Origin of the sequence: Aureimonas endophytica, from assembly GCF_014642635.1 — a bacterium.
Classification (GTDB): domain Bacteria; phylum Pseudomonadota; class Alphaproteobacteria; order Rhizobiales; family Rhizobiaceae; genus Plantimonas; species Plantimonas endophytica.
In genome coordinates this window covers 183,358-209,539 of sequence record NZ_BMIQ01000001.1, presented here as the reverse complement: position 1 = coordinate 209,539, position 26,182 = coordinate 183,358, and the positions used below count along the sequence as shown (strand labels likewise).

The following is a 26,182-nucleotide window of genomic DNA, read 5'->3' as shown; positions in this document are numbered from 1 at the left end:
GGCGCCTCACGCGGCTTCAGCGCCTTCCTGCCGGTCCATCCAGGCGGTGAAGGCGTCGATCTCGGCCGGCGTCATGTGAAGATAGTGCTTCGTGCGGCGGGTCAGGATGTCGTCCGCCCGCCGAGCCCATTCGTTGGCCATCAGATAGCGGGCCTCGGCCTCGTAGAGGCGTCCGCCGAAATGTTGGCCAAGACCCGAAAGACTCGTCGCCCCGGCCAGCAGTCGGTCCGCCCGCGTGCCGTAGAGCCGGGCATAGTGATGCGCGAGCTCCGGCGGCAGAAAGGCGTGACGCGCCTTGAGGTCGCGCTCGAACCGGTCGAAATCGGCGCCCGGCATGTCGCCGCCTGGCAACGGCACCCGCGCCGTCCAGCCCTTGCCCATCCGGGGGAAATAGCCTTGCAGCCGGTCCATGCCGCGCTCGGCGAGCTCGCGATAGGTCGTGATCTTGCCGCCATAGACCGAGAGCATCGGCGCCTTGCCCTCGACATCCGCGACATCGAAGACATAGTCGCGGGTGACGGCCGACGGATTGTCGGCATCGTCCTCCAGCAGCGGGCGGACGCCGGAAAAGGCGCTGACCACGTCCTCGCGGCGCAATTGCTGCTTGGTATAGCGGTTCACGGCCTTCAGCAGATAGTCGATCTCGCCCTCGTCCACGGCGACCTCGCCGGCATCGCCCTTATAGGCGATGTCGGTCGTGCCGATCAGCGTCAGGTCGCCCTGATAGGGATTGACGAAGATCACCCGCTTGTCGGTGTTCTGGAAGAGATAGGCCTGGGGGCCTTCCCAGAACTTCCGCGTGATGATGTGGCTGCCCTTCACGAGGCGCACCCGCTTGGCGGAATTCTGCCGGGCGACGTTGCGCACGATGTTCTCGACCCAGGGGCCGGCGGCATTGACGACCGAGCGCGCCCGGACGGTGCGGCTCGTTCCGTCCTCGCTCTTCAGGACGGCCGTCCAGAGCTCGCCCTCGCGCTCGATGGAGGTGGCGGCGGTGCGGGTCAGGATCGTCGCGCCCCGCTCCCGCGCGTCGAGCGCGTTGAGAACGACGAGGCGCGCATCGTCGACCCAGCAGTCGGAATATTCGAAGCCGCGCGAATAGTCGTCCTTGATCGGCTTGCCTTCCGGCTCGCGCAGGAGGTCCAGCGAGCGCGTGCCGGGCAGCTTCTTGCGGCCACCGAGATGGTCATAGAGAAAGAGGCCGAGCCGCACGAGCCAGGCCGGCCGCTGCTCGGGCGAATGGGGCAGCACGAAGCGCATCGGCCAGATGATGTGCGGCGCGGCGTCCATCAGCACCTCGCGCTCGGTCAGCGCCTCGCGCACCAGCCGGAACTCGTAATATTCGAGATAGCGCAACCCGCCATGGACGAGCTTGCCGGAGCGGGACGAGGTGCCCTGCGCCAGATCGTCCTTCTCGCAGAGGATCGTCGTCAGACCGCGCCCGACCGCGTCGCGCGCGAGGCCGGTGCCGTTCACGCCGCCGCCGACGATCAGAACGTCGAAAATCTCGGATGTGTCGCTCAAGGCATCCGCCCTTTCTGTGGCCGGCGCGTCAGGCCGCGCGGCCGTTGCAACCGGTGCGTCCCGCCGCCGCTCAGCAGGGATTGAGCGGCGGCTCGCCGTCGAGATAGCGCCGGATCTCCTCGGCGGCCCGCGTCGCGGCGATGGTGATCGTCTTCACCGAGGCGCCGGCGATATGCGGCGTCAGCGTGACGTTCGGCAGTTTGAGAAGCGGCCAGTCGAGCGGCACCGGCTCGATCGCGAAGGTCTCCAGCATCGCGCCGCGCAGATGGTTGCCGCGGAGCGCCTCGGTCAGGGCTTCGTAATCGACCATCGGCCCGCGCGCCGTGTTGACGAAGATCGCGCCGGGCTTCATCCGCGCGAAGGCCTCGGCATTCATGAAGCCGGTCGTCTCCGGCGTCACACGGGCATGGAGCGTGACGACATCCGCCTCGGCCAGCAGCGTGTCGAGCGAGACATGCTCGATGCCGGCATTGCGGTCGTCGGCCGAGATCTGGATATAGGGATCGGCGACGAGGATGCGGCAGCCGAAGGCCTTCAGCAGCTTCACCACGCGCGAGCCGATCTCGCCATAGCCGATGACGCCGACCGTCATCTCGGAAAGCTCCCGGCCGGTCATGTCGGCCCGGTAGAGATCGCCGCGCCATTCGCCGGCCCGGAGCGCGTCGTGCCCGCGCGTGATCATCCGCGTTTCGGCGAGGATCGCCCCGATCGCGAATTCGGCGACCGCGCTGGCATTGCGCCCCGGCGTGTTGACCACGGTGACGCCGTGCTCGCGCGCCGCCTGCATGTCGATATTGACCGGGCCGCCGCGCGAGACCGCGACGAATTTCAGGTTCGGCAATTGCTGGAACATGCCGCGCGACAAGGGCGCGAGATGGGTGACGAGAATGTCGGCCTCGCCGATCCGCTCGATCGTCTCGTCCTCGGTGCCCTGATATTCGCGCAGGCCCGCCATGCCGAATTCCATCGGCCGGTCCGGCCAGTCGAGGGTGTGCAGCACCATCGGCGGCGGCGTGCCGCAGGCCTCGTCGATCGCCTCCCGGAAGATTTCCGGCAGCATGAAATGATCGCCGATGATCGTGATCGCGTGCTTGGTCATGCTCCCTGCCTCGCCTTGATCGCCGCCAGTTTCGTCCAGAGCGGGCGGATGGCGTCGCGCAATTCGCGATAGAGTTCGAACGCCTCGTCGTAAAGCGGCACCAGCCCGGGCTCCGGCAGGCTGGGCGGACCGACCAGCGGCTCGACCCAGGCATCCGCCGCCGCCTGGATATCGGGATAGAGGCCGGCCTGCACGGCCGCGATCATCGCGGCGCCGGCGGCTCCCGCCTCCTCGCGGCTGACGGTGCGGACCGGCCGCCCGAGCACGCTCGCCAGGATGCTGCGCATCGCCTTCGACCGCGCCGCGCCGCCCGTCAGGCGCACTTCCGCCGGCAAGCCGCCCGCCGCCGCGTAGCAGTCGCGCGCGGCGAAGGCGAGCCCTTCCAGCACGGCGCGCATCAGATCGTAGAAGCCGGCATCCGACTGGAGGCCGGTGAACTGCGCCCGCGCCAGCGGGTCCATGAAGGGCCCGCGCTCGCCGGCCTCCGAGATATAGGGATGGTAGATCGCGCCAACCGGCTTCGCCGCGAGCACCCGCTCGTCCAGGGCCTTCACGAGATCCTGCCGGCCGCGCTCGATCCCTTCATAGGCGAGGATGCCGCAGGCGAGGTCGAGCATCCAGTCGATGTTCAGCGTCGCCGCCATGTTGGACTGGATCTGGCCGACGGCGCTTCTGCCGGGCAGCAGCATCAGATAGCCGCTGCGATCGGGATTGAGCACGACATCCCCGGCATGCGCCACATAGCGCATGTGGATGCCCGTGGAGCCGAGGATCGAGCAGCCCACGTCGCCCTTGGAGCTGATCAGGCCGCCGCCGATGGCGGTGCAGCCGAAATCAACATAGCCGAGGACGATCGGCGTGCCGACCGGAAGCCCGGTGGCCGCGGCCGCCTCCGGCGAGAGCGGATGGCTCGTCGTCGCGCCGTCGACGATCGGCGGCAGCAGCCGGCGCTCCTCGGCGAGACCGAGCCCGTCGATCACCGGCTCGGAATAGTCGCGGGACCGATAATCGCCGAAGGTGAAGCAGGCTTCGGACGGATCGGTCGCCCGTTCGCCGGTCAGGCGGAAATAGAGCCAGTCCTTGCAATGGAAGGCGGTCGTCGCGCGCTCCAGAAGCTCCGGCATCGCCGACTTCATGTAGAGGAGCTGGGCGCTCTGCTGGCAGGCATTGAGGCCGGTCACCGTGGCCTCGTACTGGCGGGCATAGGCGGAAGCACCGCGAATGGCGGAAGCGAGCGCCCCGGCCCGGGCGTCGAGCCAGAGCCAGGCGGGCGCGACCGGCGCGCCGGCCGCGTCGATCAGCCAGGTGCCGTCGCCCTGTCCTGTCACCGCGACGGCGAGCACGCTCGCGGCGCCGTCCGGCAGCTTGCCGACGACCTCGCGCAGCGTCGCGGCCGTGTCCTCCCAGGTCTTGCACATATTCTGCTCGACGCCGCCGTCCTCCACCCGCCAATAGCGGTTCGGGCGCGCGGCTTCGGCGATCTGCCGTCCGCCCGTCGTGAAGGCGACCGACTTCACGACGGACGTGCCGGCATCGATGCCGATGATCACGGAGCCGCGGGACGGCGGGCTCGGGCTGAAGTCCTCCATCATCGCCATCGGCTCACACGAGCCGCGTGCCATGGGCGATCGCGCGTCCGTCGCCGGCGAAGATGTGCAGCTTGCCCGCAGGGATCGCGAGCTTGACCGGCTCGCCCATCCGCCCCGGATGGCGCGCGTCGAGCGTCGAGACGATCACCCCGCCCGGAAAGGCGGCTTCCATATGGGTCTGGTCGCCGATCCATTGGTTGGAGACGATCTCGCCGAGGCTGGCCCCCTCGCCGACCCTCACATCATGCGGCCGGATGCCGAGGACGATCTCCTCGCCCTTGCCGATCAGCTGACGGATCGGCGCGGAAAACTCGCTTTCTGCATAGGAGAGGACTTCGGCCTTGCCGTCGCCGGCGCCCCGGAAGGAGACGCGCCCCTCGCCGAGGCTCGGGCGCACGCGATAGACGTTCATCGGCGGCTCGCCGATGAAGGTGCCGACGAAGAGATTGGCGGGCGCGTCCTTCAACTCGCCCGGCGAGGCGAATTGCTGGAGCCGGCCGCCTTCCATCACCGCGATCCGGTCGGCGAGCGCATTGGCCTCCGTCTGGTCGTGCGTGACGAGGATGGCGGTCATCCGATGCTCGCGCAGATAGCGCTTCAGGCGGCCGCGCAGCGCGGCGCGAAGCTGCGGCTCCAGCTGCCCCATCGGCTCGTCCAGAAGATAGATGTCGGCCTTGCGCACCAGCGCGCGGCCGAGGCTGGCGCGCTGCTGCTGGCCGGCCGAGACGGAGGACGGGTAGCGGTCGAGATGCTTGTCGAGCTCGAGCAGTTTCGAGATCGCATCGACGCGCCGGCTCACCTCCGCCGTGTCCAGCCGTTCGCCCTTCAGCGCGAAGGCGATGTTCTGCCGCAGCGTCAGCGGCGGATAGAGCGAATAGCCCTCGAAGGCCATGGCGACGTTGCGCTTGGCCGGCGCCAAGCGGTGCACCGGCCGGTCGCCGATCAGGATCTCGCCCTCCGTCACCTCCTCGAAGCCGGCGATCATCCGGAGCGTCGAGGTCTTGCCGCAGCCGGAGGAGCCGAGCAGCGCGACGATCTCGCCCGGCTTGATCTCGATGTTGAAGTCCTTGACGGCGTAGATCGGATTCTTCGCCCGCTGGGCGTAGACCTTGTTGACGTGGCGAAGCGAGACGGAAGCGGACATGGGCGTGGCTTTCGGTTCCTGCGGGCCGGATCAGTGCGCCTGCGGCGCGATGCGCTGGCCGGTGGCCGGATCGAAGAGGATGATGGAGGTGGGCGCGGCGCGGAACGCCGTCTCGGCGCCCTCGCCGAGGGAACGGGCGCCGGCATCCTTCGAGGCGTTGAACTCCTGGCCGTCCCTGCCGACGAGAAGGCGGACCAGACGGTCGTTGAGCGGCAGGAGAGCGGCGACGCGCACCGGCACGGCCTGCGGGTCGCCGGGCTCGGCATAGTCGATGTCTTCCGGCCGGATGCCGAGCACCGCGCGGCGTCCGACAAGTCCGTCGTAACCCGGCGCCAGCGGCAGGCGCCCCTCGCCGACGACCGCGACCGGGCCGCCATTGCCGGCCTGGATCTCGGCCTCGATGAGATTGATGGTCGGGTCGCCGAAGAGCCGCGCGACCTCCACCGTCGCCGGCCGATCGTAGATCTCCTCCGGGTTGCCGACCTGCACGAAGCGGCCGCCGACCAGGACCGCGATGCGGTTGCCGAGCGCCATCGCCTCTCGGTAGTCCTGCGTGACGTAGAGCACGGTCGAACCGAAGCCCTGGAGAAGGCGCGGCAGTTCGAGCCGCATCTCGAAGCGGAGCTTGGCATCGACATTGCGCAGGGGATCGTCGAGGAGAAGGAGCTTCGGCGCCGCGACGAGGGCGCGGGCGAGCGCCGTCCGCTGCTTCTGGCCGTTGGAGAGCTGACGCGGCGCATGGCCGAGAACGTGATCGATCTTCAGGAGCCGGGCGACGCGATCGACGCCCTCCTTCACCTTCGCCGCCGTCGACTTTCGCGCCTGCAAAGGGCTTGCGATGTTCTCGTAGGCGCTCATATGCGGGAACAGCGCGAAGTTCTGGAAGGCCATGCCGACCCCCCGCTCTTCCGGTGCGGTGCCGACGACGTCGCGGCCATTGATCAGGAGCTCGCCGTCCTCCGGCTCGCTCATGCCGGAAATGAGGCGCAGGAGCACCGTCTTGCCGGAGCCGGACGGCCCGAAGATCGCGACCGTCTCGCCTTCCGCGACGCTGAGCGAGACGCCGTCCAGCACCGTCTCCGCGCCGTAGCGCTTGGTCAGCCGGTCGAGCTTCAACATGGTGGCCATGGCGGTCAGCCTTTCACGGCGCCGAGCGACAGACCTTCGACGAGGTAGCGCTGGGCGAAGAGGGCGAGAGCGAGCGTTGGCGCGATGGAGAGCACCACCGCCGCGGCGATCTGGCCGTATTGGATGCCGGAGGCGGTGACGAAGGCGAGCGCGCCGACCGTCACCGGCTGCTTGTCCGCCGAGGCGAGGACGAGCGCGAAGACGAAGTTGTTCCAGGCGAAGATGAAGGACAGGAGGCCCGCCGCCGCGATGCCGGGCATGGCCAGCGGGATCGAGATCTTGAAGAACATCCGTGCCCAGGAGAAGCCGGCGATGCGATAGGCGTTCTCGATATCCGGGCTGATATCCTCGAAATAGCCGCGCACGATCCAGAGGATGAGCGGCAGCGTGATCAGCTGGTAGATCCAGATCAGGCCGATATAGGTATTGGCGAGACCGATCGCCTGGAAATACATCGTCAGCGGTAGGAGGACCAGCAGCGGCGGCGCGAACTTGAAGGACAGAAGCGTGAAGGCGATGTCCTCGGAGAAGCGGAACTTGTAGCGCGCGAAGGCATAGGCCGCCGGCACGCCGAGGAAGAGCGAGATGATGACCGAACTCACCGACAGGATGAAGCTGTTCCAGAGATTGTTCATGAAGTTGAGCTTCAGGACGCCGGCGGAACTCTTCAGCTCGCCGGTGATCAGCGAGACGTAATTGTCGAGCGTCGGGGTGAAGAACAGGCTCGGCGGAATGCGGAGGATCTGCGCGTTCGTCTGGAACGACATCAGGAAGATCCAGAAGATCGGGAACAGGAAGAAGATCAGGACGAGGGCGATGAGGATGCCGCGCAACACGCGCTCGCCGGGGGACGTGTAATCCATGGATGCTCCCTCCCCGCTCAGGCCGCGCCGTGGGCGCGTTCGCGCAGCCGCAGCCAGTTCTTCACGAAGACGCTCGACAGGAAGTAGGTGATCGCCCAGAGCACCATCAGCAGCGCCGCCGAGCGCCCGACATTGGTGAACTGGAAGAACTGGAGATAGGACTCCACCTGGAAGACGGTCAGCGTATTGCCGGGTCCGCCCTGCGTCATCGCATAGACGATGTCGAATTGCTGGATGGATTCCAGCAGCCGGAACAGCGAGGCCGTCAGGATATAGGGCAGGAGCATCGGCAGGGTGATGCGGAAGAAGACGAAGGTCTTCGGCACGCCGTCGAGCGCCGCCGCCTCGAAGGGCTGGCGCGGCAGCGAGCGCAGGCCCGCGAGGAGCAGCACCACGATGAAGGGCGTATAGACCCACACATCCACCAGGACGACGGTGAAGAGCGCCGAGGACGGATCGGAAGCCCAGTGGAAGCCGGTGATGCCGATGACGTTCAATAGATAGGAGAGGATGCCGAAATTCGGATCAGTCATCAGCTTCCACATGAGCGACGCCAGGGCCGGCGCCACCATCAGCGGCAGGAGGAGCAGCATCGCGGCGAGATTGTTGAAGCGCGTCGAGCGCTGGAGCAGCAGCGCGATGCCGAGGCCGAGCAGAAGCTCGACCACCACGGTGAGCACCGTATAGAGCAGCGAGACCTGCACCGTGTACCAGAAGCGGCCATCGGTGAGGAATTCGATATAGTTCTGGAACCAGACGAAGCGGCGGAACTGCGGCAGCGACAGACGATAGCGCAGCATCGAATAATAGACCGCCGTGACGAAGGGGATGAAGATCCCGGCCGTGACGAGGAGAGCCGGCAGGCTCAGAAGATAAGGCAGCATCGTGCGCGGGCGTTTCTTCGGCACGATGCCGGCACCACTCGCGCTTGTCTCTTCGACGGCTGACATTCCCAGGGCCTCCCCGCTGCGGGAAAGGGTCCCGCTCGGTTGTCGTTACGAGGTCGCTTGCCGCCCGAGCGGCGAAGATATCGGCGCTCGGCTCCCGGCGCGGCAGGCGGCGGAAGGAAACAGGCGGGCCAGCGGCCCGCGATCGCGAGGCGCCGGTCTGCGGCGCCGCGAAGGCCCTCCCCCTCGATCGGGAGAGGGCGCGGGCGGTCAGGCCGCCCGTGCCGGAAGAACCGGCCTTACTGGAGGCCGGCCGACTGGAGCTGGCCGTCGATCGAGGCGGCGAGCTGGTCGAGACCTTCGTCCACCGGCACTTCGTTGGCGACCATCCGCTGGAGCGTCGAGGCCCATTCGGTGGTCATGTCGAAGAACAGCGGCTGCGGCGTGAAGTAGATCTTCGCGCCCGGAGCCGACTGGCGGAACTGCTCCAGATAGCCGGCATTCTGCTGCATGCGGCCCTTGAAGTCCTCGTTCTCCCAGACCGAATTGCGGACGGGATTGACCATGTCCATCTTGGTCGCGCCGAAGAGATCGTGCTCCTTCGACGTCGCCCACTGGAGGAAGTACCAGGACGCGTCCTTGTTCTTCGAGTAGTTCGACATGGCGAGCGACCAGATCCAGACATTGGGCGTCGGCTGGCTGGCGGCGGGATTGGCCTTGAAGGGGTGGAAGCCGATATTCCCCTTCTCCTTCGTGTCGCCGTTGTTCTGGAAATAGCCGAGAATGTCGGCGTCGTAGATCATCGCCGAGGCGCCGCCGCCGAGATCGTTGCCGACCTGATACCAGGTATAGGTCGACCAGTTCTTCGGGCCGGCATTCTGGATCATCTTGACCCATTGCGCCGTGAACTTCTTCGCCTCGGCGCCGTTCATCGCCGCCTTCAGCACGCCGTCCTGCACCGTGAAGTCGGAGGCGCCGAAATTGACATAGGCGGACAGGAAGCCCGGATGGATCGTCGCCCAGGAGCGCGAGCCGCGCACGCCGATGCCGTAGATCTTGCCGTCCTTCGAGATCTTCTCGGACTTCGCCATGAGGTCGTCGAGATTTTCCGGCGGCGTCATGCTCATTTGATCCATTAGCCGCTTGTTGTAGCTGATGGAATTCAGCTCGAAGGCCCAGGGCAGCGCCCATTGCTTGGCCTCGCCCGCGCCCAGCGCCTCGCCCGGCACGCCCGACCAGGCGGTCGAGGCGCGCAAGTTCGGCAGAACGTCGTCCCAGGCCCATTTCGCCGAGGTCTTGGCCGAGTCCTTGATATATTCGTTGAGATCCACGATCCAGCCGGCCGGCCCGTAGCTCCAGGTCTGGTAGGCGCCGGTCATGAAAGCATCGTATTCCGACGAGCCCGAGGACAACGCCGCCGTCACCTTGTCGAAATAAACGTCCTCCGGGAAGACGTCATAGGTGACGTTCATGCCGGTCATCTTCTTGAAATTCTCGAGATCGGCGATCATCGCATCCGCATAGGGATGCTTGTTGAGGAGAAGCTTCAGGCTGGTGCCCTTGTACTTCATCCAGTCGATATCGGCATCCTGCGCGATGGCGCGGCTGGCGGCGGCGCCGAGCAGGCCGCTGGTCAGCGCCAGACCCGCGCCCATCCGGGCGCTGCGCGCCAGGAACTCGCGCCGTCCCATCTCGCCGCGCACGAAGGCGTCGATAAGGTCCTTATGCTTGTCGGACATGAATTGAACCCTCCCAGGCCGGATATGTTGCGCATGCCGGCACGCCATGCGTAGGCTGCCGCCCCTCCCCTAGATCCCCGTCTCCCCCGCGAGCTTGACCGCGGTCGCCTCGTCCACGATGAGGCCGTTGAGGATGCCGCTCCGGAGGAGCGCACCGAGGGCCGCCGCTTTTTTCGCTCCTCCAGCGAGAGCGACGACCTTCGCGTTTCGCAATTGCTCGATATCCGGCGACAAAGCGCGGCGGCTGAACTCCGTCGCCACGACTTCGCCCCCGGCATCGAAGAAATGGCCGAGCAGTTCGCCCACCGCGCCGGCCTCGGCCAGAAGCTCCAGTTCCGCGTCGCCGATCAGGCCGGTTCCGTAGAAGAAGTTTTCGCGCGACACGTCGCCGATGCCGGCAAGGACGAGCCGGGCCGAGCAGGCCATGGCGAAGACCCCGTCGATGCCGGGCTGGTTCAGAAGCACCTGCTTGTCCTCGGCCGTGTTGGCGAAGGTCGGCAATGGGATCAGGAAGGCTTCCGCCCCCGTGCGCTCGGCGAGCTTGTGGATCACGTCATAGGGATTGGCGGCGAAGCGGCGGGTGAAGCCGCCGAGCACCGAGACGAAGCGCATCTCCGCCGCCGGCACCTGCGGCAGCGCCGCGACCGCCGAAGCGAGCGTGCGCCCGTAGCCGATGCCGATGAGATCGTATTCGGCCCGCTCGATCTCGTTCTTCAGGAAGCTCGCGCCGCCGAGGCTGAGCGCCCGGAGCGGCAAGTCGGCATTCTCGTCGAGATCGGGGCAGACGCGGCAGAAATCGAGCTTGAAGCGCTCGACCAGCCGATCCTCCAGTTCGAGGCATTCCGAGACCTCGGCATCCACGAAGATGCGCACGAGGCCGTCGCGGCTCGCCCTGGCGATGAGACGATGCGCCTTCAGGCTGGAAATGCCGAGCCGCTTGGCGACATCGGCCTGCGTCATGCCGCTGGAAAAATAGAGCCAGGCCGCACGCGCGGCGAGGCTCGCCTCTTCCCGTCCCTCGCGCGTTTTCGGCGCCTCCACCAGCATCGTCCTCTCCCGGAACCGGTCGCCTCCCAGCTGACCGGACCATACCGACGCGAATTCTTCAAATCACGGGACGGCGATTCGCCGCCCTGTCGCATTCGGTGGATGAACCATGGCATGCCGACGAGCGGCCCGCAAGAAATTTGCAGGCCGCGAAATTTTTTGCAGCGCGAAGAGCGCGCCGCTCAGGCCGAATGGTATTTCCGGTCGAGCGCGTCGATCGCCTCGACATTCGGACCCGACGAACTCTGCGGATCGAAGTCGGATTCCAGGTATTTGTCGACGATCGCCTTGGCGAGCTCCGAGCCTATGACCCGCGCGCCCATCGTGATGATCTGGGCGTTGTTGCTCTTGGCGGCGCGTTCGGCCGAGTAGGTGTCATGCGTCAAAGCGGCGCGGATGCCCGGCACCTTGTTGGCCGAGATGCAGACGCCGATGCCCGTGCCGCAGCACAGGATGCCGCGCTCGAAGCGACCCTCGGCGATGGCGCTCGCCACCCGGTCGGAGGTCGTGGCGTATTTCTCGTCCTTGGCGGCCTCCGCGCTCGGGCTCGCATCCTCGAACTCGACGCCCTTGGCCTTCAGATGCTCGGCGATGGCCTTCACCAGCGGCTGTCCGGCGCCGTCTCCCCCGATGATGATGCGCATGAGATCTTCCCTTGCTCCCGAATGGCCGCGGATCGCCGCCCGGGGGTCGCGATAGCTCGCCGCCCGGACGGATGCAAAATTTTTCGCTTCCTGCAAAATTTGACGGGAAACGACTTCGCATTCCGCAAAATATGGTATCGCTGGCCGATCCGCATCGGGCGCGGGCACCTTGCCGAGCGAAAAAGGCGAATGGCGCCAATCCGATGCGAAGCAGTCTTGTATGCGGGGAAGGCTTGGCGCAGGAGAGGCCCGAGGATTTCCGCCGCGGATCGCAACCGTCTGGGAGGGCGGCATGACTTTCACGCTTTCGATCAGCACCAATCCGCTGGTCAACCGCTTCGCCATGCCGAAGGACCTCGTCCGGGTGATCGGGCGCGAGATCAGCATCGGCCATGTCCAGCTGACGCACGAATTCGTCAATCCGTCGTGGCCGGCGGCGACGCTGGCGCCGCTCGTCGCGGAAACGGCGGCCGCCTGCGCCGCCGAAGGGGTGAGGATCACCTCGCTGATGACCGGCCCCTATGGCCGCCTTAACCATTTCGGCCACCCGGACAAGGGCGTGCGCGACTACTATGTCCAATGGTTCAAGACGCTGGCCGAAGTGGCGGAGGATCTGGACTGCCGCACGATCGGCACCCAGTTCGCGATCTTCACCTATGCCGACTACGACGACCCGCAGCGGCGGGCGGCGATGATCGCGACGGCTCTCGACTGCTGGCGCGAGGTCGCCGAGCACGCGGCGCGCCACGGCCTGACCTGGCTCTTCTGGGAGCCGATGTCGGTCGGGCGCGAATTCGGCCATACAATCCGGGATACGCGGGCGCTTCAGGAGGTGATCGACCGAGCGGCCCTGCCGATCCCGCTGAAGCCGATGGTCGATATCGACCATGGCGACGTGTCCTCCGCCGACCCGGCCGATACCGATCCCTTCGCCTGGGCGCGGAGCTTCGCGACGAGCTCGCCGATCATCCACATCAAGCAGTCCTCGATGAACAAAGGCGGGCACTGGCCCTTCACCCGCGCCTATAACGAGAACGGCCGCATCCAGCCGGATCGGCTCCTGGCGGAAATCCGCTCAGGGGGCGGCACCGACAACGAGCTCTGCCTCGAACTCGCCTTCCGCGAGCGCGAGCCGACCGACCGCCAAGTGGTTGCCGCCATGCGCGAATCGGTGGAATTCTGGTCGGAACACACGGATACGGGCCTGACGAAGGCGGCCTGAGCCGCCGCGGGCGCCGGCAGTCGTCGAGGACAAGAGGGAGAGCAGCATGGCCAAACGGCCCTGGATCGGCACCAACTGGAAGATGAACAAGACCTTCGTCGAAGCGGACGAGTTCGCCCGCATCGTCGCCGGTTCCGATTTCGCCGATGGCGCGAAGGCGCAGCTCTTCGCCATTCCGTCCTTCCCGGCCATCTCGCGCGTTGCCGAGGCGCTGAAGGAAACCAAGGTGCTGGTCGGCGCGCAGAACATCCACTGGGAGGATGCCGGCCAGTTCACCGGCGAAGTCTCGGCGGTGCAGGCCAGAGATGCCGGGGCGCGCCTTGCCCTGATCGGCCATTCCGAGCGGCGCGAGATGTTCGGCGAGACCGACGAGACGGTGGCGCTGAAGGCGGCGGCCGCCTTGCGCCAGGGCCTCGTCGCCCTCGTCTGCATCGGCGACACGCGCGACGAGTTCGATGCGGGTCGAACCGCCGAGGTCCTGAAGCGGCAGACCGAGATCGCCCTTTCGAAGATCGACTGGACGGCCGGGGAACCGACGGTCGTCGTCGCTTATGAGCCGGTCTGGTCGATCGGCGTGCGCGGCACCCCGGCCGAGCCTGGCTTCGTCGAGGAGCAGCACGGCCGGATCAAGCAGCTCTTCGGTTCGGTCGTCGGCCGCGACCTGCCGCTCCTCTACGGCGGCAGCGTCAATCCCGGCAACGCGGTGGATCTCGCGACGCGCGAGGGCATCGACGGCCTGTTCATCGGCCGCTCGGCCTGGGATGCGAACGGCCTTCTCGCCATCGCGCGCGACGTCACGGACGCGCTCGCCTGAGCCATCGGCCGGGACGCGGAAACCGCCGCGCCGTCCGCTCCTTGCCGGGAACGGACGGCGGCCTGTGATCCCGCCTACTCGGCCGGCTGGCCGAGCGGCGAATGATGCGAGGGCTTGCGCCGGAAGAAGCCGGCCAGACGCTCGATCTCGACATAGATGACGGGCGTGATGAACAGCGTCAGCACCTGGCTGACGAGCAGGCCGCCCACCACCGCGACGCCGAGGGGCTGACGCAGCTCCGAACTCGCGCCGCTGCCCATCGCCACCGGCAGGGCGCCGAGCAGCGCGCAGAAGGTCGTCATCATGATCGGCCGAAAGCGGCGCTCGCAGGCGATGCGGATCGCCTCGGCCGGCGGCCGGTTCTCCTCGCGCTGCAAAGCCAGCGCCACGTCGATCATCATGATTGCGTTCTTCTTCACGATGCCGATCAGCATCAGGAGACCGATGATCGCGATGAGCGACAGGTCGAAGCCGAGCACCTGGAGCGAGGCCAGCGCGCCGAGCGCCGCCGCCGGCAGGCCGGACAGGATGGTCAGCGGGTGCACGAAGCTTTCGTAGAGGACGCCCAGAACCACATAGATCGTCAGGATCGCCGCGCCGATCAGCAGCCCCTCGTTGGAGGAGGACTGCTGGAAGACCTGCGCCGTGCCGGCATAGGAGGTGAAGACCGTCGCCGGCAGGCCGACCGTCGTCTTCAGCTGATCGATCGCCGCCGTGGACGTGCCGAGCGAGACGCCGACCGGCAGGTTGTAGGAAATGGTCACGGCGGTGAGCTGCCCGGTCTGGTTCACCGTGACCGGGCCCGAGGCGCGCTCGATCGAGGCGATCGAGGCGAGCGGCACCAGCGTGCCGTTCGCGGTCGGCACGTGGATGTTGCGCAGCACGGTTTCCGACCAGGGGATCGACGGATCATATTCGAGAATGACGTCGTAGCTGTTGCCGGTCGCCTGGATCTGCGTCGCCGTCAGCGTGCCGAAGCCGGCCTCCAGCGTCGAGCGGATGGTCTCCGACGTGATGCCGAGCATGTCGGCCTTGTCGCGATCGACGACGAGGCGCGCCTGGAGGCCGTTCGCCTGGAGATCGGAGGCGACGTCGACGAAATGCGCCGGGTCGCCGCGCATCGCCTCGGCGAGCTTGGCCGACCATTCGCGCACCGCATTGGCGTCCAGCGCCTGGACGACGAGCTGGTACTGGCTCTGGGTCGAGCGCCCGCCGAAGCGCAGCGACTGCACCGGCGTGATAAAGGTCTTCAGACCCGGCAGGTCGCCGAGCGTGCGGCGCAGACCCGCGATCGTGTCCTTCAAGGCCGGGCGCTGGTCGTGGGGCTTCAGCTGCACGAACATCGAGCCCGTGTTGAAGGTGGCGCCGCCCGGTCCGGCGCCGAGCGTCGAGGTGACATGGGCGACGGCCGGGTTCTTGCCGATCATCGCCGCCGCCTTGCCCTGGAGATCGCGCATCGCCTCGTAGGAAATGTCCTGGCGGGCCTGCGTCGAGACCGTGAGAAGGCCGATATCCTCTTCCGGGATGAAGCTGCGCGGCAGGGTGGACATCAGCCAGACCGAGCCGGCGACCGAAAGAAGGAACAGGACGAGAATGGTGAAGCGGTGCCGCAGGCACCAGCCGACCGAGCGGTCGTAGAGGCTCGTCACCCAGGCGAAGACCCGGTTGAACAGGCCGACGAGCCCGCCGACCGGCGCGTCGGAATGCGGCAGGCGCGCGGCCATCATCGGCGTCACCGTCAGCGACACGACGGCGGAGGACAGGATCGCGAGCGTCACGACGACGCCGAACTCGTTCAGCACCCGGCCGACGACGCCGCCCATCAGGAGGATCGGCAGGAAGACCGCGACGAGCGAGAGCGACATGGAGACGATCGTTCCCGCCACCTCGCGCGAGCCGACGAGCGCCGCCTGGAGCGGCGGCAGGCCCTCCTCCATGTGCCGCACGATGTTCTCCAGCATGACGATCGCGTCGTCCACGACGAGACCGACCGAGAGGGTCAGGGCGAGAAGCGAGATGTTGTCGATCGAGAAGCCGAGCACATACATGCCGCCGAAGGTCGCGATCAGCGACAGAGGCACGGCGACGCCCGGGATGAAGGTGGCGAGCGCCCGGCCGAGAAACAGGTAGATCACCAGGATGACGAGGGCGATGGTGAGAAGCAGCGTGAAGCGCACGTCCTCCACCGCCGCCTTGATCGCGGTCGACTGGTCGTTGGTGATGTTGATCTTCATGCCGGCGGGCAGCGAGGCCTGAAGTTCCGGCAGGCGGGCCTTGATCGCGTCGACCACATCCACCGTGTTCGCGTCGGGCTGGCGCTGCACGGCGAGGACGATGGCCGGCTTGCCGTCGAGCCAGCTGCCCTGGTTGACGTTCTCGACGCTGTCCTCCACCCGTGCGATGTCGTCGAGGCGGACGAGCGCGCCGTTGGCGCGGGCGATGATCAGGCTGCGGAACGACTCGGCGTCGGTGCGCTGCGTCGGCGCGTCGATGGTCAGCGCCTGTCCGGCATTCTGCAAGGTGCCGACCGGCGTCTGGCTGTTGGCGGAGGCCAGCGCCTGCTGCACATTGGTGAGCGACAGGTTGCGGCTGGCGAGCTTGCGCGGATCGACCTCGACGCGCACCGCATAGGTCTTGGCGCCGAAGACCTGCGCCTGGGCGACGCCGCTGATGGTGGAAAGCGCCGGGGAGATGACGTTCTCGGCGATGTCGTCCACCTTGGTCAGCGGCGCGCCGTCGCTGGTCAGCGCGAGAAGCAGCACCGGCGCGTCGGCGGGATTGGCCTTGCGGTAGCTCGGCGTCGAGGTGAGATTGCTCGGCAATTGCCGCGACGAGCGGGCGATCGCCGCCTGAACGTCCGCCGCCGCCGCGTCGATGTCGCGCGACAGCTCGAACTGGATGGTGATGTTGGTATTGCCGAGCGAGGAGCGCGCGCTGATCGTGTCGATGCCGGCGATCGTCTCGAACTGCTTGATCAGCGGCGTCGCGACCGCCGCCGCCATCGTGTCGGGCGAAGCGCCGGCGAGCTGGGCCGAGACGTTGATCGTCGGGAAATCGGCCTGCGGCAGCGCGGCGACGGGCAATTGGCGATAGCCGGCAATGCCGGCGAGGATGACGCCGATGGCGAGAAGGATCGTCGCGACGGGGCGGCGGATGAAGAGGGCGGAGACGCTCATCGCGCTGTATCCGCGCTGGCATCGGCCGACTGGCGGTCGGCCGGCGCCGTTTCGCGCACCGGCGTGCCGGCGACGAGATCGACCTGGCCCTCGGTGACGACGCGCTCGCCCGCCTTCAGGCCGTTGGCGATGCCCGCCTTGTCGCCGGCGCGCAGCGCCACCTCGACCTGCCGCACCTCGATCTTGTTGTCCGGCCCGACGACATAGGCGACCGAGCCCTTCTCGCGCGGCTGGACGGCGACCCCCGGCACGACGACGATGTCGTTCTGCTCGCCCGCCGCGATCGTCACGTCGATCGACTGGCCCGACCAGAGCGCCTGATCCTTGTTGTCGAGAAGGGCGCGCAGCGTCACGCTGGCGGAGGCCTCGACGATCTTGTTGTCGATGAAGACGATCGGCCCGGTCTCGGCCGGCGTGCCGGGCGGCGCCAAAGACGGCCGGACCTCGACGCTCAGCGTCTTGTCCGCCATGGCCTTTCGCACCGTCGCGAGATCCGTGTCCGGCAGGGCGAATTCGGCATAGACCGGGGCGACCTGCGCGATGCCGACGATCGACGTGCCCGGCTGCACCAGCGCGCCGACCGAGAGGGTGAAGGCGCCGAGCCGCCCGTCGAAGGGCGCGCGGATCTCGGTCTTCGACAGGGTCACCTGATCGGCTTCGAGCTGCGCCTCGTCGACGCCCACCGTCGCCTCCGCGCTCTTCACCGTCGCCTGCGCGTCGTCGCCCGCCTGCGGCGAGGTCGCGCCGCTCTTCACGAGGCGGGTGATGCGGTCGAGATTGGACCGGGCATTGTCGAGCGTCGCCTGATCGCGGGCGAGCGCGGCGCGGTCCTTCGCGACATTCGCGTTGGCGGCGCGATCGTCCAACCGGGCGATGAGATCGCCGGCCTTCACCAGCGCTCCGTCCTTGGCGTCGATCTCCCGCAGGATGCCGTTGGTCTCGACGGCGAGCTCGGTGGAGGCGAGCGGCCGGATATAGCCGATCGTCCGGCGGGTGATCGGCAAACTGCCCTCCTCGGCCGGCGCCGTCGTGACGGCGACGCTGCGCGACCCGCCGCCCCCACCGCCACCGCCACCGACGCCATGCTTGCCGCCACCCTTCTCGGCCGGCGCGACGCTCGCCTCCGACTTCGCCGGACCGAGCGCGTTCGCGACGACGCTCGGCGCATAAGGCAGCCAGACGTCGCGCTCGATATAGGCGCCGGCGGCGAGAGCGCAGACGAGGAAGAGGGCGATGGGACGCATGGGCAAGGGACCGGACGAGGGACGAATCAAGCTTCGGTGATAGATCGCACCGGCGCGAGACGTCACAATGGCGCGCCGCGTGAACTCTTGGTCATGTTGTAACCCATTGTAACACCTCCCCGTCTCCAGAGGCCTTCTGCGATGGATCGGCGGTGGCGGATGGGCTAGATGCGGCCATGGTGACGCCCGCCCCTTCTTCCCATTCTCCCGACTCGACCCTGACGGCGCGCATCGCCGAAGCGACGGCGCTGCGCGAGGGGCCGGAAGGCGTGGCGCAGGTCCTGAGGATCGTCTTTCGCGACGGGCCGCTGCCGTTGCGCGACCTCGCCCGGCAGGCGCGCCTGCCGCTGCCGGTCGCCGGCGCGGTGCGGCGGGAACTCGAGAATGCGGCGCTCTTCGAACGCGGCGGCGGCGTGCGGCTCACCGAGGCCGGGCGCGCCTTCTGCGCCGAAACGCTCGGCCTCGAAGGCTCGGCCCAGCCAAGACCCGTCGCCCCGGTCGCCGCCGGCCCGGACCTGCCGGAGGCGCTGCACGCCGTGCTCGGCGCGATGGAAGAACAGGTTACGGCGGGACCGCCGGTCGACGTGACGCTCGATCAGGCACCCTGCACACCGGAAACGGCGCTGCGCCGGGCGCTCGCCATGCACGAGGCGGGCGCCGTCGAAGGTCGGCACATCGCCATCATGGGCGACGACGATTCGATGTCGGTCGCCATTCCGCTCGTCGCGCGGGCGCTCGGCATCGGCGGGCCGCGCCGGATCACGGTCTTCGAACTCGATCCGTCCCGCTGCCGGCAATTGCGCGAAGCGGCCGAGCGCATCGGGGCGCCGGTCGAGATCGTGCCTCAGGACCTGCGCGATCCCCTGCCCGCCGGCTTCCATGGCGGGTTCGACGTCCTCGAAACCGACCCGCCCTATACGCTGCCCGGCATGGCGCTGTTCCTGCGGCGCGGGTTGGAGGCGTTGCGGCGCGAGACCGGGCTGCCGGTCTTCCTGTCCTATGGCGATCTCGCCCCCGGCGACCAGCTGGCGTGTCTCCGTGAGCTCGCCGCGCTCGGCCTCGCCGCCTCGCGCATCCGCCCGTCGTTCAACCGCTATGCCGGCGCCTCGATCCTCGGCTCGACGGGGCAATTGCTGGAGCTGCGCACGACGGACGAGGTGCCGGATGCCGTTGAGGCGGAGCGCTTCGCCGCGCCGATCTATACGGGCGAAGTGCGGCCGAAGCTGCGGCGCTATCGCTGCCAGAACTGCGGCACGGCCGTGGTCGTCGGCCATGGCGAGAGTTTCGCGACGATCGAGCGCTTGAAGGCGGCCGGCTGTCCCGCCTGCGGCGAGACGCGGTTCCGGCGCGAGGGTCTCGTCCGCCGCTGAGGGGTCAACGGGTCGCGCAGGCCTCCTCGACCGCCTCGACAAGGCCGGCGATGCCGTCGGCCTTCTCGATGGCTTCCATCGAGAGCTTGACGCGGAAGGCGCTGTCGATGGCGAGCACGATCCGCACATGGGCGAAACTGTCCCAGCCCTCGACATCGGCGGCCCGCGTCTCCAGCCCGAACTCGCCGCGCGGGCGCCCCAGCACCTCGGCGACGATCGCGACGACCCTTTCGTTCAGGCCGTCGGCGGCCGAGGATTCGTCGGCGTCGCAGCCGCCGATCAGAAGGTCGTCGCTCTGTTCCATCGCACCGTCAGGTCCTGCGGATCGATCAACCGATCCGTGTCGAGCAGCATAGAATCCTTTTCGCGCCGCGCCCAATCGCCATAGCGTGAAAACCAGCGGCGCGCCGGTTCGTTGCGCGGCAGATCGTCCAGCCGAACCGCGATCGCCGCGGCCCCCGCCTGCCGCGCGAGATCGCCCAGCGCCCTGAGCATCGCGTCCTCGACCCCGCGCCCGAGGGCGCGGCAGCTCAGGAAGAGATTGTCGAGCCGGACGCGATCGCCGTCCCGCGCCGCGAGCACGAGGCCGACCAGCCCATGCGCGCCGAACACGTCGTCGAGGCGGACCATGAAATCGAAGGGCGAGGCGCGCCGCGAGAGGTCCGGCGCGTTCGGCCGGAAACCCGTCAGCAGGAACTGGTTGACGCGGGCGCCGAGTTCGGCGGCGCGCGGCACGAGGGCGGGGCCGAGCGGTTCGAGCGTCAGCCTGCTGTCCAGCCGCTTCAGGAAATCCCCGACATCCGGCGTCTCGGCCCGCAAGGCCTCCACCGCCGCGCGGCGGCGATAATGGTCGGCGCGCTCGTGGCCGCCGCTCGGCACCGCTCCGGCCAGACGGGGATCGTCGGCGAGGGCGGCCGCGAAATCCTCCATCGACGCCGCGTCGAAATGGCGGATATCCGCGTCCGGGAAGCGCGAAGCGACACGGGCGCAGTTCACGGCATCGTCGTCGACGAAGACCATGTGCTCGGCGGCGAGGCCAAGGCGGCGCAGCGCCTCGGCGACGAGCACCTCCTTGTCGTCCCAGCCGAGCGCCGTCGCCGCGAAATCGCGCGTGCCGAGCGGCCAATCGGGATGGGCGGCGAAGCTCGCGTCGAGATCGCGCGGATCGTTGCGGCTGGCGATGGCGAGGACAATGCCGCGATCCGACAATCGCCGCAGCGCCGCCGCATAGGGGCGATGCAGCCGCAACGCACCGGCGCCGTCCTCGCCGAGCGTGCCGGCCCAGAGCGTGCCGTCGAGATCGGTGACGAGAAGCTTCGGTGCCATGCCCCGTAGCCGGGCCGCCTCGGCGGCGGCGGCATCGGCCAGCCGGTCGGCCGCCGCCGCGCTCGGCAGCAGGCCGAAGGTCCGCGCGAAGCGATCGTCGGTGGCGGGACCAGGCACCGCGACGGTGAGGACCGTCACGCCGGGCGGCGGATCGTCCAGCGGCGGCGCCTCGCCCTCGGCTCCGACGAAGAGGAGCAGCACCGGCGCGAGGCTTTTCGCCGCGAGGCGCGCGGCAAGGTCGCTCGCGGCCCGCATCGCCGCCGCAGTCGGCGCGACGAGCGGCAGGAGCGCGAGATCGAGATCGCCGAGGGCCGGCGGCTCGGCCTCCCCCAGCAGCGCTTCCAAGGCGGCCAGTCCGTCCACGGGGCGAAGGACGAGCGAAAATCCCTCGATCGCGAAGCCGAGGCGCAGCGCATCCTCGATCGCGCGGGGCTGGAAGGCGCTGGCGAGAAGGACCTTGAGAGGACGCATGAAACCGCCCTCGCCCGCCTCCGCCTGCCGCAGCAGCGCGGCGGCCCGCTGCGCGCCGAAGCGATGGCGTGCATCGCGCAGCGCTCGCGCGAGCGCGCCCCGTCCTTCGGCGCCGGCCCGCCGCAGACCCGGCGCGCCGGGGGCTTCGCTATCGGGAAGGAACCGCCAGAAAGGCGGCACGTCTCTCACGCCGGAAGCGGCTCGATCTGCCGCGTGACATAGGAGCGCTCGACCACGCCGTTCGGGCAGAGGCGCGCCGCGATCTCGTCGATCGCCCGGTTCTCGTCCATGTCCGGGCTACAGAGCAGGATATCGGCCAGCACCATGCGATATTCCGGCCAGGTCGTCAGCATGATGTGGCTTTCGGCGAGGAACAGGACCAGCGTGACGCCATGCGGCACATAGCGCTGCGCATGTTCGCCGATCACGGTGGCGCCGACGGATTTGGCGGCGGCGATCGCGGCTTCCAGAAGCTTCACCTCGTCGTCGATGAGGCTTTCGCAATTGCGCATGTCCGCGAGGACCTGCCGGATTCTCATGTCGTTCCACCGCTTTGCAGGACTTGCGCCATGGGTCCTTCCCCGCCACCGATGCTATAGGCCGCCGAGCTGCGAGCGGCAAGAATGGGATCGAGCGATGGCGAACGGGACGGTATCGGACGGGCAGCGCGGCTTCGCGATCCGCAAGTTCAAGGCCGAGGACGTGGACGCGGTGGCGCGCTTCGAGGCGGAGATCGCCGTCCGCTCCTTCGCCGACGAGGCGGTGACCGATCTCGACCATTACCGCAAGAAGCTCGGCAAGCTCGTTAGATACGGCGACGACTGGACGCGCGTCGTGGAGGCCGAGGGCACGGTCTGCGGCTGGGCCTGGGTCGCCGAACGGCGCAACTTCATCACCAACGACCGCTATGCCGATTTCCGCAGCTTCTATGTCGACGGCAAGCTCGCCGGACCGGCGGCGGCGATCGCCCTGCTCCGGGCCGTGCTCGCCCATTGCGAGGCCGAAGGCTTCACCCGCATCGTCGGGCGCACCGCGACCTCGAACGCGCCGATGCGGGCGCTCTACGAGCTTGCCGGCTTCGCCGAGCGCCACGTCGTTTACGAGATGGAGATCGGCGCCGGACGCCGGCTGAGCTGACGGCTCAGACGCAGCCGGCTTCGACCATGAACTCGCTCGCCGTGCACATGGCCGAATCGTCGGCGGCGAGGAACAGGACCATGCGCGCCAGATCGCCGGGCTCGATCTCGACCGGGATGCATTGGCGCTCCAGCATGGCCGCCAGCCGCTCCGGCGTCACCCAGAGCTCGCGCTGGCGCTCGGTCATCACCCAGCCGGGCACGACGGTGTTGACGCGGATCTTGTGGGGGCCGAGATCGCGGGCGAAGGAGCGCGTCATGCCGTGGACGGCGGCCTTGGCCGTCGTATAGGCCGGCATGCCGCCATTGCCCATCATCCAGGATGTCGAGCCGAAATTGACGATCGAGCCCTTGCCGGCCGCGATCATGCCCGGCGCGACCGCCTGGATCGCGAAGAACATATGGCGCAGGTTCGTCGCCATCCGCTCGTCCCAATAGGCGGGCGTCACCGCCTCCCAACCATGACGGTCGTCCCGCGCCGCGTTGTTGACGAGGACGGAGGCCGGTCCATGCGCGGCCTCCAGACTGGCGAAGGCGGTCTTCAGCCCATCGATGTCGCGAAGGTCGCAAGGCTCGAAGCGGATCTCGGCCTCGTTCGCCAGTTCTGCGGCCAGGGCATCGCCCCGCGCGGCGTCGAGATCGATGAAGCCGACCTTCGCGCCCTGTTCGGCGAAGGCCCGGACCATCGCCGCGCCGATGCCGGACGCGCCGCCCGTCACCAGGATGGCGGCGCCCTTCAGGCTCGGATAGCGGGCGAATGTCATGATCGGCCTCCCTGGCGAAATCGGGAAGCTAGCTGCCCCGCCCGTTCCGCATCGTCAAGCCGAGGCGTTTCACGGGGGCGGCCCCCTTGCGACAATTCTTGAGGGCCGCGAATGTCGTTGTTCCGTTATAAATCCCGCCGCCCGGTCCCGCGCCGGGCGGAAAACGCAGTCTGGAATCCGCTTCTCATGTCGCAGCCGATCGCCTTCATCGACCTTGGCCCCCAGCGCGATCGCGTGCGTGATCGGATCGAGGCGCGGTTCAAGCGCATCTTCGACACCGGCGCCTTCATCATGGGGCCGGACGTCGCCGAGCTGGAGGAGGCGCTGTCGCGCTTCGGCGGCATGAGCGAGACCCTGTCCTGCGGCTCGGGCACCGACGCCCTCATCCTGCCGCTCGCCGCCTGGGGGATCGGACCCGGCGACGCCGTCTTCGTGCCGAGCTTCACCTTCGCGGCGACCGCCGAAGTGGTGGCGATGCTCGGCGCGACGGCCATCTTCGTCGACTGCCTGCCCCATACGTTCAACATGGACCCGGACAATCTGCGCCTCGCGATCGACGAGGTGCGGCAGGCGGGCAAGCTGAAGCCGCGCTGCATCGTCACGGTCGATCTCTTCGGCCAGGCCGCCGATTACCCAAGCTTCCGCGTCATCGCCGACGAATACGGACTGAAGCTCCTGTCGGACGCGGCGCAGGGCTATGGCGCGACGATCGAGGGCCGGATGATCGGCGCCTTCGCCGATGTGGTGGCGACAAGCTTCTACCCGGCCAAGCCGCTCGGCTGCTACGGCGATGGCGGCATGGTGCAGACCAACGATGCCGAGCTCGCCGCGATCATGCGCTCGCTGCGCGTCCACGGTTCGGGCACGGACCGCTACGACAATGTCCGCATCGGCATGAACGCGCGCATGGACACGCTCCAGGCGGCCGTCGTTCTCGAGAAGCTGACGATCTTCCCGGAGGAGATCGAGCGGCGCATGCGGATCGCGCATCGCTACACGACCGCCCTTTCGGATGTCGTCACGCCGCAGGCCCTGCCGAACGGCATGGTCTCCACCTGGGCGCAATACACGGTGCGCGTCGCCGGCGGCAAGCGCGACGCCTTCATGGCCGCGATGCGCGAGCGCGGCGTGCCGACCGTCATCTATTACGGCAAGCACCTTCACCAGCAGACCGCCTATCGCCACTTCCCGGCGGCGGGCGGCCGGCTCCCCGTCTCCGACATGCTCTGCGAGGAGGTCGTGAGCCTGCCGATGCACGCCTATCTCGACGAGGCGGTGCAGGACCGCATCGTCGCGGCGGTGCGGGAGTCGGTCGCGGCGACCGCCTGAGCCCCGCAGCTCAGGCGTCCCGCATCAGGCGGCGCAATTCGAGCTCCGCCCGCTTCAGCACGTCATAGGCCTCGGCCTTGCGGGCGTGGAACTCCGCCATCGCGCCGCCCGCCGGCGCGATCTCCTCGCCGGTCCGGCACATGGCGCCGGCCGCCGCCTGAAGATCCGCATAGGCGCCGCCCGCGACGGCGCCGACCATGGCGCTGCCGAGCAGCACCGGTTCCGGCGTTTCGGGCAGAGCGACCTTCATGCCGGTCGCATCGGCGAGGATGCGGCGCAGCAGCCGGCTGCGCGCTGCGCCGCCGCTGACGACGATCGTCTCGATCGCGATGCCCTCCCGCGCCATCGCCTCCAAGATGCGGCGCGCGCCGTAGGACAGGCCGCAAAGGGCCGCGACGAAGAGGCGGACGAGGCTTTCCGTTCCGGTCTCCAGCTTCAGGCCGGCGAGAACGGCCGTGGCCGCCGGATCGGCTTCCGGCGCGCGGTTGCCGAGGAATTCCGGCACGATGTGGAGGTTCGCCGCGAGACGCGCCGCCGCCTCGACGGAGCCGGCCTGGGCGAGCGCCCGCGTTTCCAGATAGTCGAGCACCGGCACGCCCGCCTCCCGCGCCGCCTCGCGCGCCGCCGGAAAGGCCGGATGCATCGCGACGATCGCGTCCAGCGCCGCGCCGAAGGCCGACTGGCCGCCTTCGAGCAGCCAGTAGCCGGGCAGCATCGCCGCGAAATAGGGTCCCCAGACGCCGTTGACGAAGGCCGGCTCGCGCGTCACCGCCATGACGCAGGACGAGGTGCCCATGATGAAGGCGACCTCGCGGCTCGGCTCGGTGACGCTGCCGTCCGCCCGCCGGCTGCCGAGCGTGCCGACGCCGCCGGCATGGGCGTCGATCAGCGAGGCGCCGACCGGGATGCCGGGGGCGAGGCCGAGCTCGGCCGCCGCCTCCGCCGTCAGGCCCGCGCCGAGCGGCGTCGCGATGTCGACGATCTCCGAGCCGATGCGCCGGAAATCCTCATCGGTGAATTCGCCGAGGCCGATGCGGCGGAAATAGTCCGCGTCCCAGCGCCCCTCATGGGCGAGATAGGTCCATTTGCAGGTGGTGGTGCAGGCCGATCGCCGGAGACTGCCGGTGGCGCGCCAGGACAGGAAGTCGGCGAGATCGAAGAAATGGCCGGCGCCGGCGAAGGTCGCCGGGCGGTTCTCCTTCAGCCAGAGCAGCTTCGGCGTTTCCATCTCGGGCGAGATCGAGCGGCCGACATAGTCGAGCACCGGATGGCCGGTCTCGTTGATGCGCCGCGTCTGGTCGAGGGCGCGATGGTCCATCCAGACGATGACGTCGCGCTGGGGATCGTCCGAGGGACCGACCGGCAGCGGCTCGCCGCCGGGTCCGAGGACGACCAGCGAACAGGTGGCGTCGAAGCCGATGCCCCCGACCGCCTCCGGCGCCACCCCGGCGAGGCGCATCGCCTCCCGCACGGAATGCACCACCGCCGCCCAGATGTCGGCGGAGGACTGTTCGACGATCGAACCCTCGTCCTGCCAGATACGGATCGGATGGCGGGCGGCGGCGAGAAGCCGGCCCGCAAGGTCGAAGACGCCGGCGCGGGCACTGCCCGTTCCGACATCGATGCCGATGAACACCGTCGCCATGATCCCTCCCGAAGCCATGTC

Annotated in this window: 22 protein-coding genes; 5 read left to right on the top strand and 17 right to left on the bottom strand. The window is 68.3% G+C overall.

Going from position 1 to position 26,182, the window contains the following annotated elements:
* Window positions 1–6: 6 nt before the first annotated feature.
* The 10 genes from IEY14_RS01015 to derI all read right to left on the bottom strand — a co-directional run bounded on the left by IEY14_RS01015 (window position 7) and on the right by derI (window position 11,664).
* Window positions 7–1,524 carry a glycerol-3-phosphate dehydrogenase gene (locus tag IEY14_RS01015; protein ID WP_188906375.1) on the bottom strand — a complete coding sequence of 506 codons (1,518 nt, stop codon included), beginning with the start codon at window positions 1,522–1,524 and terminating at the stop codon, window positions 7–9.
* 70 nt (window positions 1,525–1,594) lie between these two features.
* The gene (locus IEY14_RS01010; protein ID WP_188906374.1) at window positions 1,595–2,623 is read right to left on the bottom strand and encodes a 2-hydroxyacid dehydrogenase; all 1,029 of its coding nucleotides are present in this window, start codon (window positions 2,621–2,623) and stop codon (window positions 1,595–1,597) included.
* Window positions 2,620–4,245: an FGGY-family carbohydrate kinase gene (locus IEY14_RS01005; RefSeq protein ID WP_244639255.1), complete on the bottom strand. Its 1,626-nt coding sequence runs from the start codon at window positions 4,243–4,245 to the stop codon at window positions 2,620–2,622. Before IEY14_RS01005 ends, IEY14_RS01010 begins: the two co-directional genes overlap by 4 nt.
* Window positions 4,226–5,356 carry an ABC transporter ATP-binding protein gene (locus IEY14_RS01000; RefSeq protein WP_188906373.1) on the bottom strand — a complete coding sequence of 377 codons (1,131 nt, stop codon included), beginning with the start codon at window positions 5,354–5,356 and terminating at the stop codon, window positions 4,226–4,228. The genes IEY14_RS01005 and IEY14_RS01000 overlap by 20 nt, the downstream gene beginning before the upstream one ends.
* 30 nt (window positions 5,357–5,386) lie before the next feature.
* Entirely contained in the window at window positions 5,387–6,484 is a 1,098-nt protein-coding gene (locus IEY14_RS00995) for an ABC transporter ATP-binding protein (protein ID WP_188906372.1), read from the bottom strand.
* Window positions 6,485–6,489: 5 nt separating this feature from the next.
* Window positions 6,490–7,347 (bottom strand): carbohydrate ABC transporter permease, encoded by an 858-nt coding sequence (locus tag IEY14_RS00990; RefSeq protein WP_188906371.1) that lies wholly within the window; start codon window positions 7,345–7,347, stop codon window positions 6,490–6,492.
* A gap of 17 nt (window positions 7,348–7,364) precedes the next feature.
* The gene (locus IEY14_RS00985; protein ID WP_373288924.1) at window positions 7,365–8,231 is read right to left on the bottom strand and encodes a carbohydrate ABC transporter permease; all 867 of its coding nucleotides are present in this window, start codon (window positions 8,229–8,231) and stop codon (window positions 7,365–7,367) included.
* Window positions 8,232–8,533: 302 nt separating this feature from the next.
* A complete protein-coding gene (locus IEY14_RS00980) occupies window positions 8,534–9,973 on the bottom strand; it encodes an ABC transporter substrate-binding protein (RefSeq protein ID WP_188906369.1) in 1,440 nt (479 codons plus the stop codon).
* A 69-nt stretch (window positions 9,974–10,042) separates the two neighbouring features.
* On the bottom strand, window positions 10,043–11,020 hold the full coding sequence (locus IEY14_RS00975; RefSeq protein WP_244639254.1) for a sugar-binding transcriptional regulator: 978 nt from the start codon (window positions 11,018–11,020) through the stop codon (window positions 10,043–10,045).
* A 182-nt stretch (window positions 11,021–11,202) separates the two neighbouring features.
* Window positions 11,203–11,664 (bottom strand): D-erythrulose-4-phosphate isomerase, encoded by a 462-nt coding sequence (gene derI, locus IEY14_RS00970; RefSeq protein ID WP_188907332.1) that lies wholly within the window; start codon window positions 11,662–11,664, stop codon window positions 11,203–11,205.
* 292 nt (window positions 11,665–11,956) lie between these two features.
* On the opposite strand from derI, the gene IEY14_RS00965 reads away from it, so the two are divergent.
* Both IEY14_RS00965 and IEY14_RS00960 read left to right on the top strand, forming a co-directional pair.
* Window positions 11,957–12,886, top strand: coding sequence for a sugar phosphate isomerase/epimerase family protein (locus tag IEY14_RS00965; RefSeq protein WP_188906368.1), 930 nt, complete (start codon window positions 11,957–11,959; stop codon window positions 12,884–12,886).
* Window positions 12,887–12,932: 46 nt separating this feature from the next.
* The gene (locus IEY14_RS00960; protein WP_188906367.1) at window positions 12,933–13,700 is read left to right on the top strand and encodes a triose-phosphate isomerase; all 768 of its coding nucleotides are present in this window, start codon (window positions 12,933–12,935) and stop codon (window positions 13,698–13,700) included.
* A gap of 74 nt (window positions 13,701–13,774) precedes the next feature.
* Here IEY14_RS00960 and IEY14_RS00955 read toward each other — a convergent pair whose 3' ends face one another.
* Together IEY14_RS00955 and IEY14_RS00950 are read right to left on the bottom strand one after the other, a co-directional pair.
* Window positions 13,775–16,876 (bottom strand): efflux RND transporter permease subunit, encoded by a 3,102-nt coding sequence (locus IEY14_RS00955; RefSeq protein WP_188906366.1) that lies wholly within the window; start codon window positions 16,874–16,876, stop codon window positions 13,775–13,777.
* Window positions 16,873–18,120, bottom strand: a complete 1,248-nt coding sequence (locus IEY14_RS00950) for an efflux RND transporter periplasmic adaptor subunit (RefSeq protein ID WP_188906365.1) — start codon at window positions 18,118–18,120, stop codon at window positions 16,873–16,875. Before IEY14_RS00950 ends, IEY14_RS00955 begins: the two co-directional genes overlap by 4 nt.
* A 176-nt stretch (window positions 18,121–18,296) precedes the next feature.
* Between IEY14_RS00950 and IEY14_RS00945 the strand changes: the two genes are divergently transcribed.
* Window positions 18,297–19,490, top strand: coding sequence for a bis-aminopropyl spermidine synthase family protein (locus IEY14_RS00945; RefSeq protein ID WP_210318244.1), 1,194 nt, complete (start codon window positions 18,297–18,299; stop codon window positions 19,488–19,490).
* 4 nt (window positions 19,491–19,494) lie between these two features.
* Here the strand turns inward: IEY14_RS00945 and IEY14_RS00940 are convergent, their stop codons facing one another.
* From IEY14_RS00940 to IEY14_RS00930, 3 genes are all read right to left on the bottom strand, one after another.
* Window positions 19,495–19,794 (bottom strand): acyl carrier protein, encoded by a 300-nt coding sequence (locus IEY14_RS00940; RefSeq protein WP_188906363.1) that lies wholly within the window; start codon window positions 19,792–19,794, stop codon window positions 19,495–19,497.
* On the bottom strand, window positions 19,770–21,287 hold the full coding sequence (locus IEY14_RS00935) for an HAD-IIIC family phosphatase (RefSeq protein ID WP_210318242.1): 1,518 nt from the start codon (window positions 21,285–21,287) through the stop codon (window positions 19,770–19,772). Before IEY14_RS00935 ends, IEY14_RS00940 begins: the two co-directional genes overlap by 25 nt.
* 185 nt (window positions 21,288–21,472) lie before the next feature.
* Window positions 21,473–21,826 carry an S-adenosylmethionine decarboxylase family protein gene (locus IEY14_RS00930; RefSeq protein ID WP_188906361.1) on the bottom strand — a complete coding sequence of 118 codons (354 nt, stop codon included), beginning with the start codon at window positions 21,824–21,826 and terminating at the stop codon, window positions 21,473–21,475.
* Window positions 21,827–21,923: 97 nt separating this feature from the next.
* On the opposite strand from IEY14_RS00930, the gene IEY14_RS00925 reads away from it, so the two are divergent.
* Window positions 21,924–22,424, top strand: a complete 501-nt coding sequence (locus IEY14_RS00925; protein ID WP_188906360.1) for a GNAT family N-acetyltransferase — start codon at window positions 21,924–21,926, stop codon at window positions 22,422–22,424.
* A gap of 4 nt (window positions 22,425–22,428) precedes the next feature.
* Here the strand turns inward: IEY14_RS00925 and IEY14_RS00920 are convergent, their stop codons facing one another.
* A complete protein-coding gene (locus IEY14_RS00920) occupies window positions 22,429–23,187 on the bottom strand; it encodes an SDR family NAD(P)-dependent oxidoreductase (protein ID WP_188906359.1) in 759 nt (252 codons plus the stop codon).
* A 186-nt stretch (window positions 23,188–23,373) separates the two neighbouring features.
* On the opposite strand from IEY14_RS00920, the gene IEY14_RS00915 reads away from it, so the two are divergent.
* Window positions 23,374–24,516 carry a DegT/DnrJ/EryC1/StrS family aminotransferase gene (locus IEY14_RS00915; protein ID WP_188906358.1) on the top strand — a complete coding sequence of 381 codons (1,143 nt, stop codon included), beginning with the start codon at window positions 23,374–23,376 and terminating at the stop codon, window positions 24,514–24,516.
* Window positions 24,517–24,526: 10 nt separating this feature from the next.
* Here the strand turns inward: IEY14_RS00915 and IEY14_RS00910 are convergent, their stop codons facing one another.
* Window positions 24,527–26,161, bottom strand: coding sequence for an FGGY-family carbohydrate kinase (locus IEY14_RS00910; RefSeq protein WP_188906357.1), 1,635 nt, complete (start codon window positions 26,159–26,161; stop codon window positions 24,527–24,529).
* Window positions 26,162–26,182: the final 21 nt, after the last annotated feature.

Coding starts and splice junctions, on each gene's coding strand:
- IEY14_RS01005 (WP_244639255.1), bottom strand. CDS start 4,245: ATGGCACGCGGCTCGTGTGAGCCGATGGCGATGATGGAGGACTTCAGC.
- IEY14_RS00975 (WP_244639254.1), bottom strand. CDS start 11,020: ATGCTGGTGGAGGCGCCGAAAACGCGCGAGGGACGGGAAGAGGCGAGC.
- IEY14_RS00960 (WP_188906367.1), top strand. CDS start 12,933: ATGGCCAAACGGCCCTGGATCGGCACCAACTGGAAGATGAACAAGACC.
- IEY14_RS00955 (WP_188906366.1), bottom strand. CDS start 16,876: ATGAGCGTCTCCGCCCTCTTCATCCGCCGCCCCGTCGCGACGATCCTT.
- IEY14_RS00925 (WP_188906360.1), top strand. CDS start 21,924: ATGGCGAACGGGACGGTATCGGACGGGCAGCGCGGCTTCGCGATCCGC.
- IEY14_RS00980 (WP_188906369.1), bottom strand. CDS start 9,973: ATGTCCGACAAGCATAAGGACCTTATCGACGCCTTCGTGCGCGGCGAG.
- IEY14_RS01000 (WP_188906373.1), bottom strand. CDS start 5,356: ATGTCCGCTTCCGTCTCGCTTCGCCACGTCAACAAGGTCTACGCCCAG.
- IEY14_RS00995 (WP_188906372.1), bottom strand. CDS start 6,484: ATGGCCACCATGTTGAAGCTCGACCGGCTGACCAAGCGCTACGGCGCG.
- IEY14_RS00935 (WP_210318242.1), bottom strand. CDS start 21,287: ATGCGTCCTCTCAAGGTCCTTCTCGCCAGCGCCTTCCAGCCCCGCGCG.
- IEY14_RS00950 (WP_188906365.1), bottom strand. CDS start 18,120: ATGCGTCCCATCGCCCTCTTCCTCGTCTGCGCTCTCGCCGCCGGCGCC.
- IEY14_RS00945 (WP_210318244.1), top strand. CDS start 18,297: ATGGTGACGCCCGCCCCTTCTTCCCATTCTCCCGACTCGACCCTGACG.
- IEY14_RS01010 (WP_188906374.1), bottom strand. CDS start 2,623: ATGACCAAGCACGCGATCACGATCATCGGCGATCATTTCATGCTGCCG.
- IEY14_RS00930 (WP_188906361.1), bottom strand. CDS start 21,826: ATGAGAATCCGGCAGGTCCTCGCGGACATGCGCAATTGCGAAAGCCTC.
- derI (WP_188907332.1), bottom strand. CDS start 11,664: ATGCGCATCATCATCGGGGGAGACGGCGCCGGACAGCCGCTGGTGAAG.
- IEY14_RS00915 (WP_188906358.1), top strand. CDS start 23,374: ATGTCGCAGCCGATCGCCTTCATCGACCTTGGCCCCCAGCGCGATCGC.
- IEY14_RS00965 (WP_188906368.1), top strand. CDS start 11,957: ATGACTTTCACGCTTTCGATCAGCACCAATCCGCTGGTCAACCGCTTC.
- IEY14_RS00910 (WP_188906357.1), bottom strand. CDS start 26,161: ATGGCGACGGTGTTCATCGGCATCGATGTCGGAACGGGCAGTGCCCGC.
- IEY14_RS00990 (WP_188906371.1), bottom strand. CDS start 7,347: ATGGATTACACGTCCCCCGGCGAGCGCGTGTTGCGCGGCATCCTCATC.
- IEY14_RS00985 (WP_373288924.1), bottom strand. CDS start 8,231: ATGCTGCCTTATCTTCTGAGCCTGCCGGCTCTCCTCGTCACGGCCGGG.
- IEY14_RS00920 (WP_188906359.1), bottom strand. CDS start 23,187: ATGACATTCGCCCGCTATCCGAGCCTGAAGGGCGCCGCCATCCTGGTG.
- IEY14_RS00940 (WP_188906363.1), bottom strand. CDS start 19,794: ATGGAACAGAGCGACGACCTTCTGATCGGCGGCTGCGACGCCGACGAA.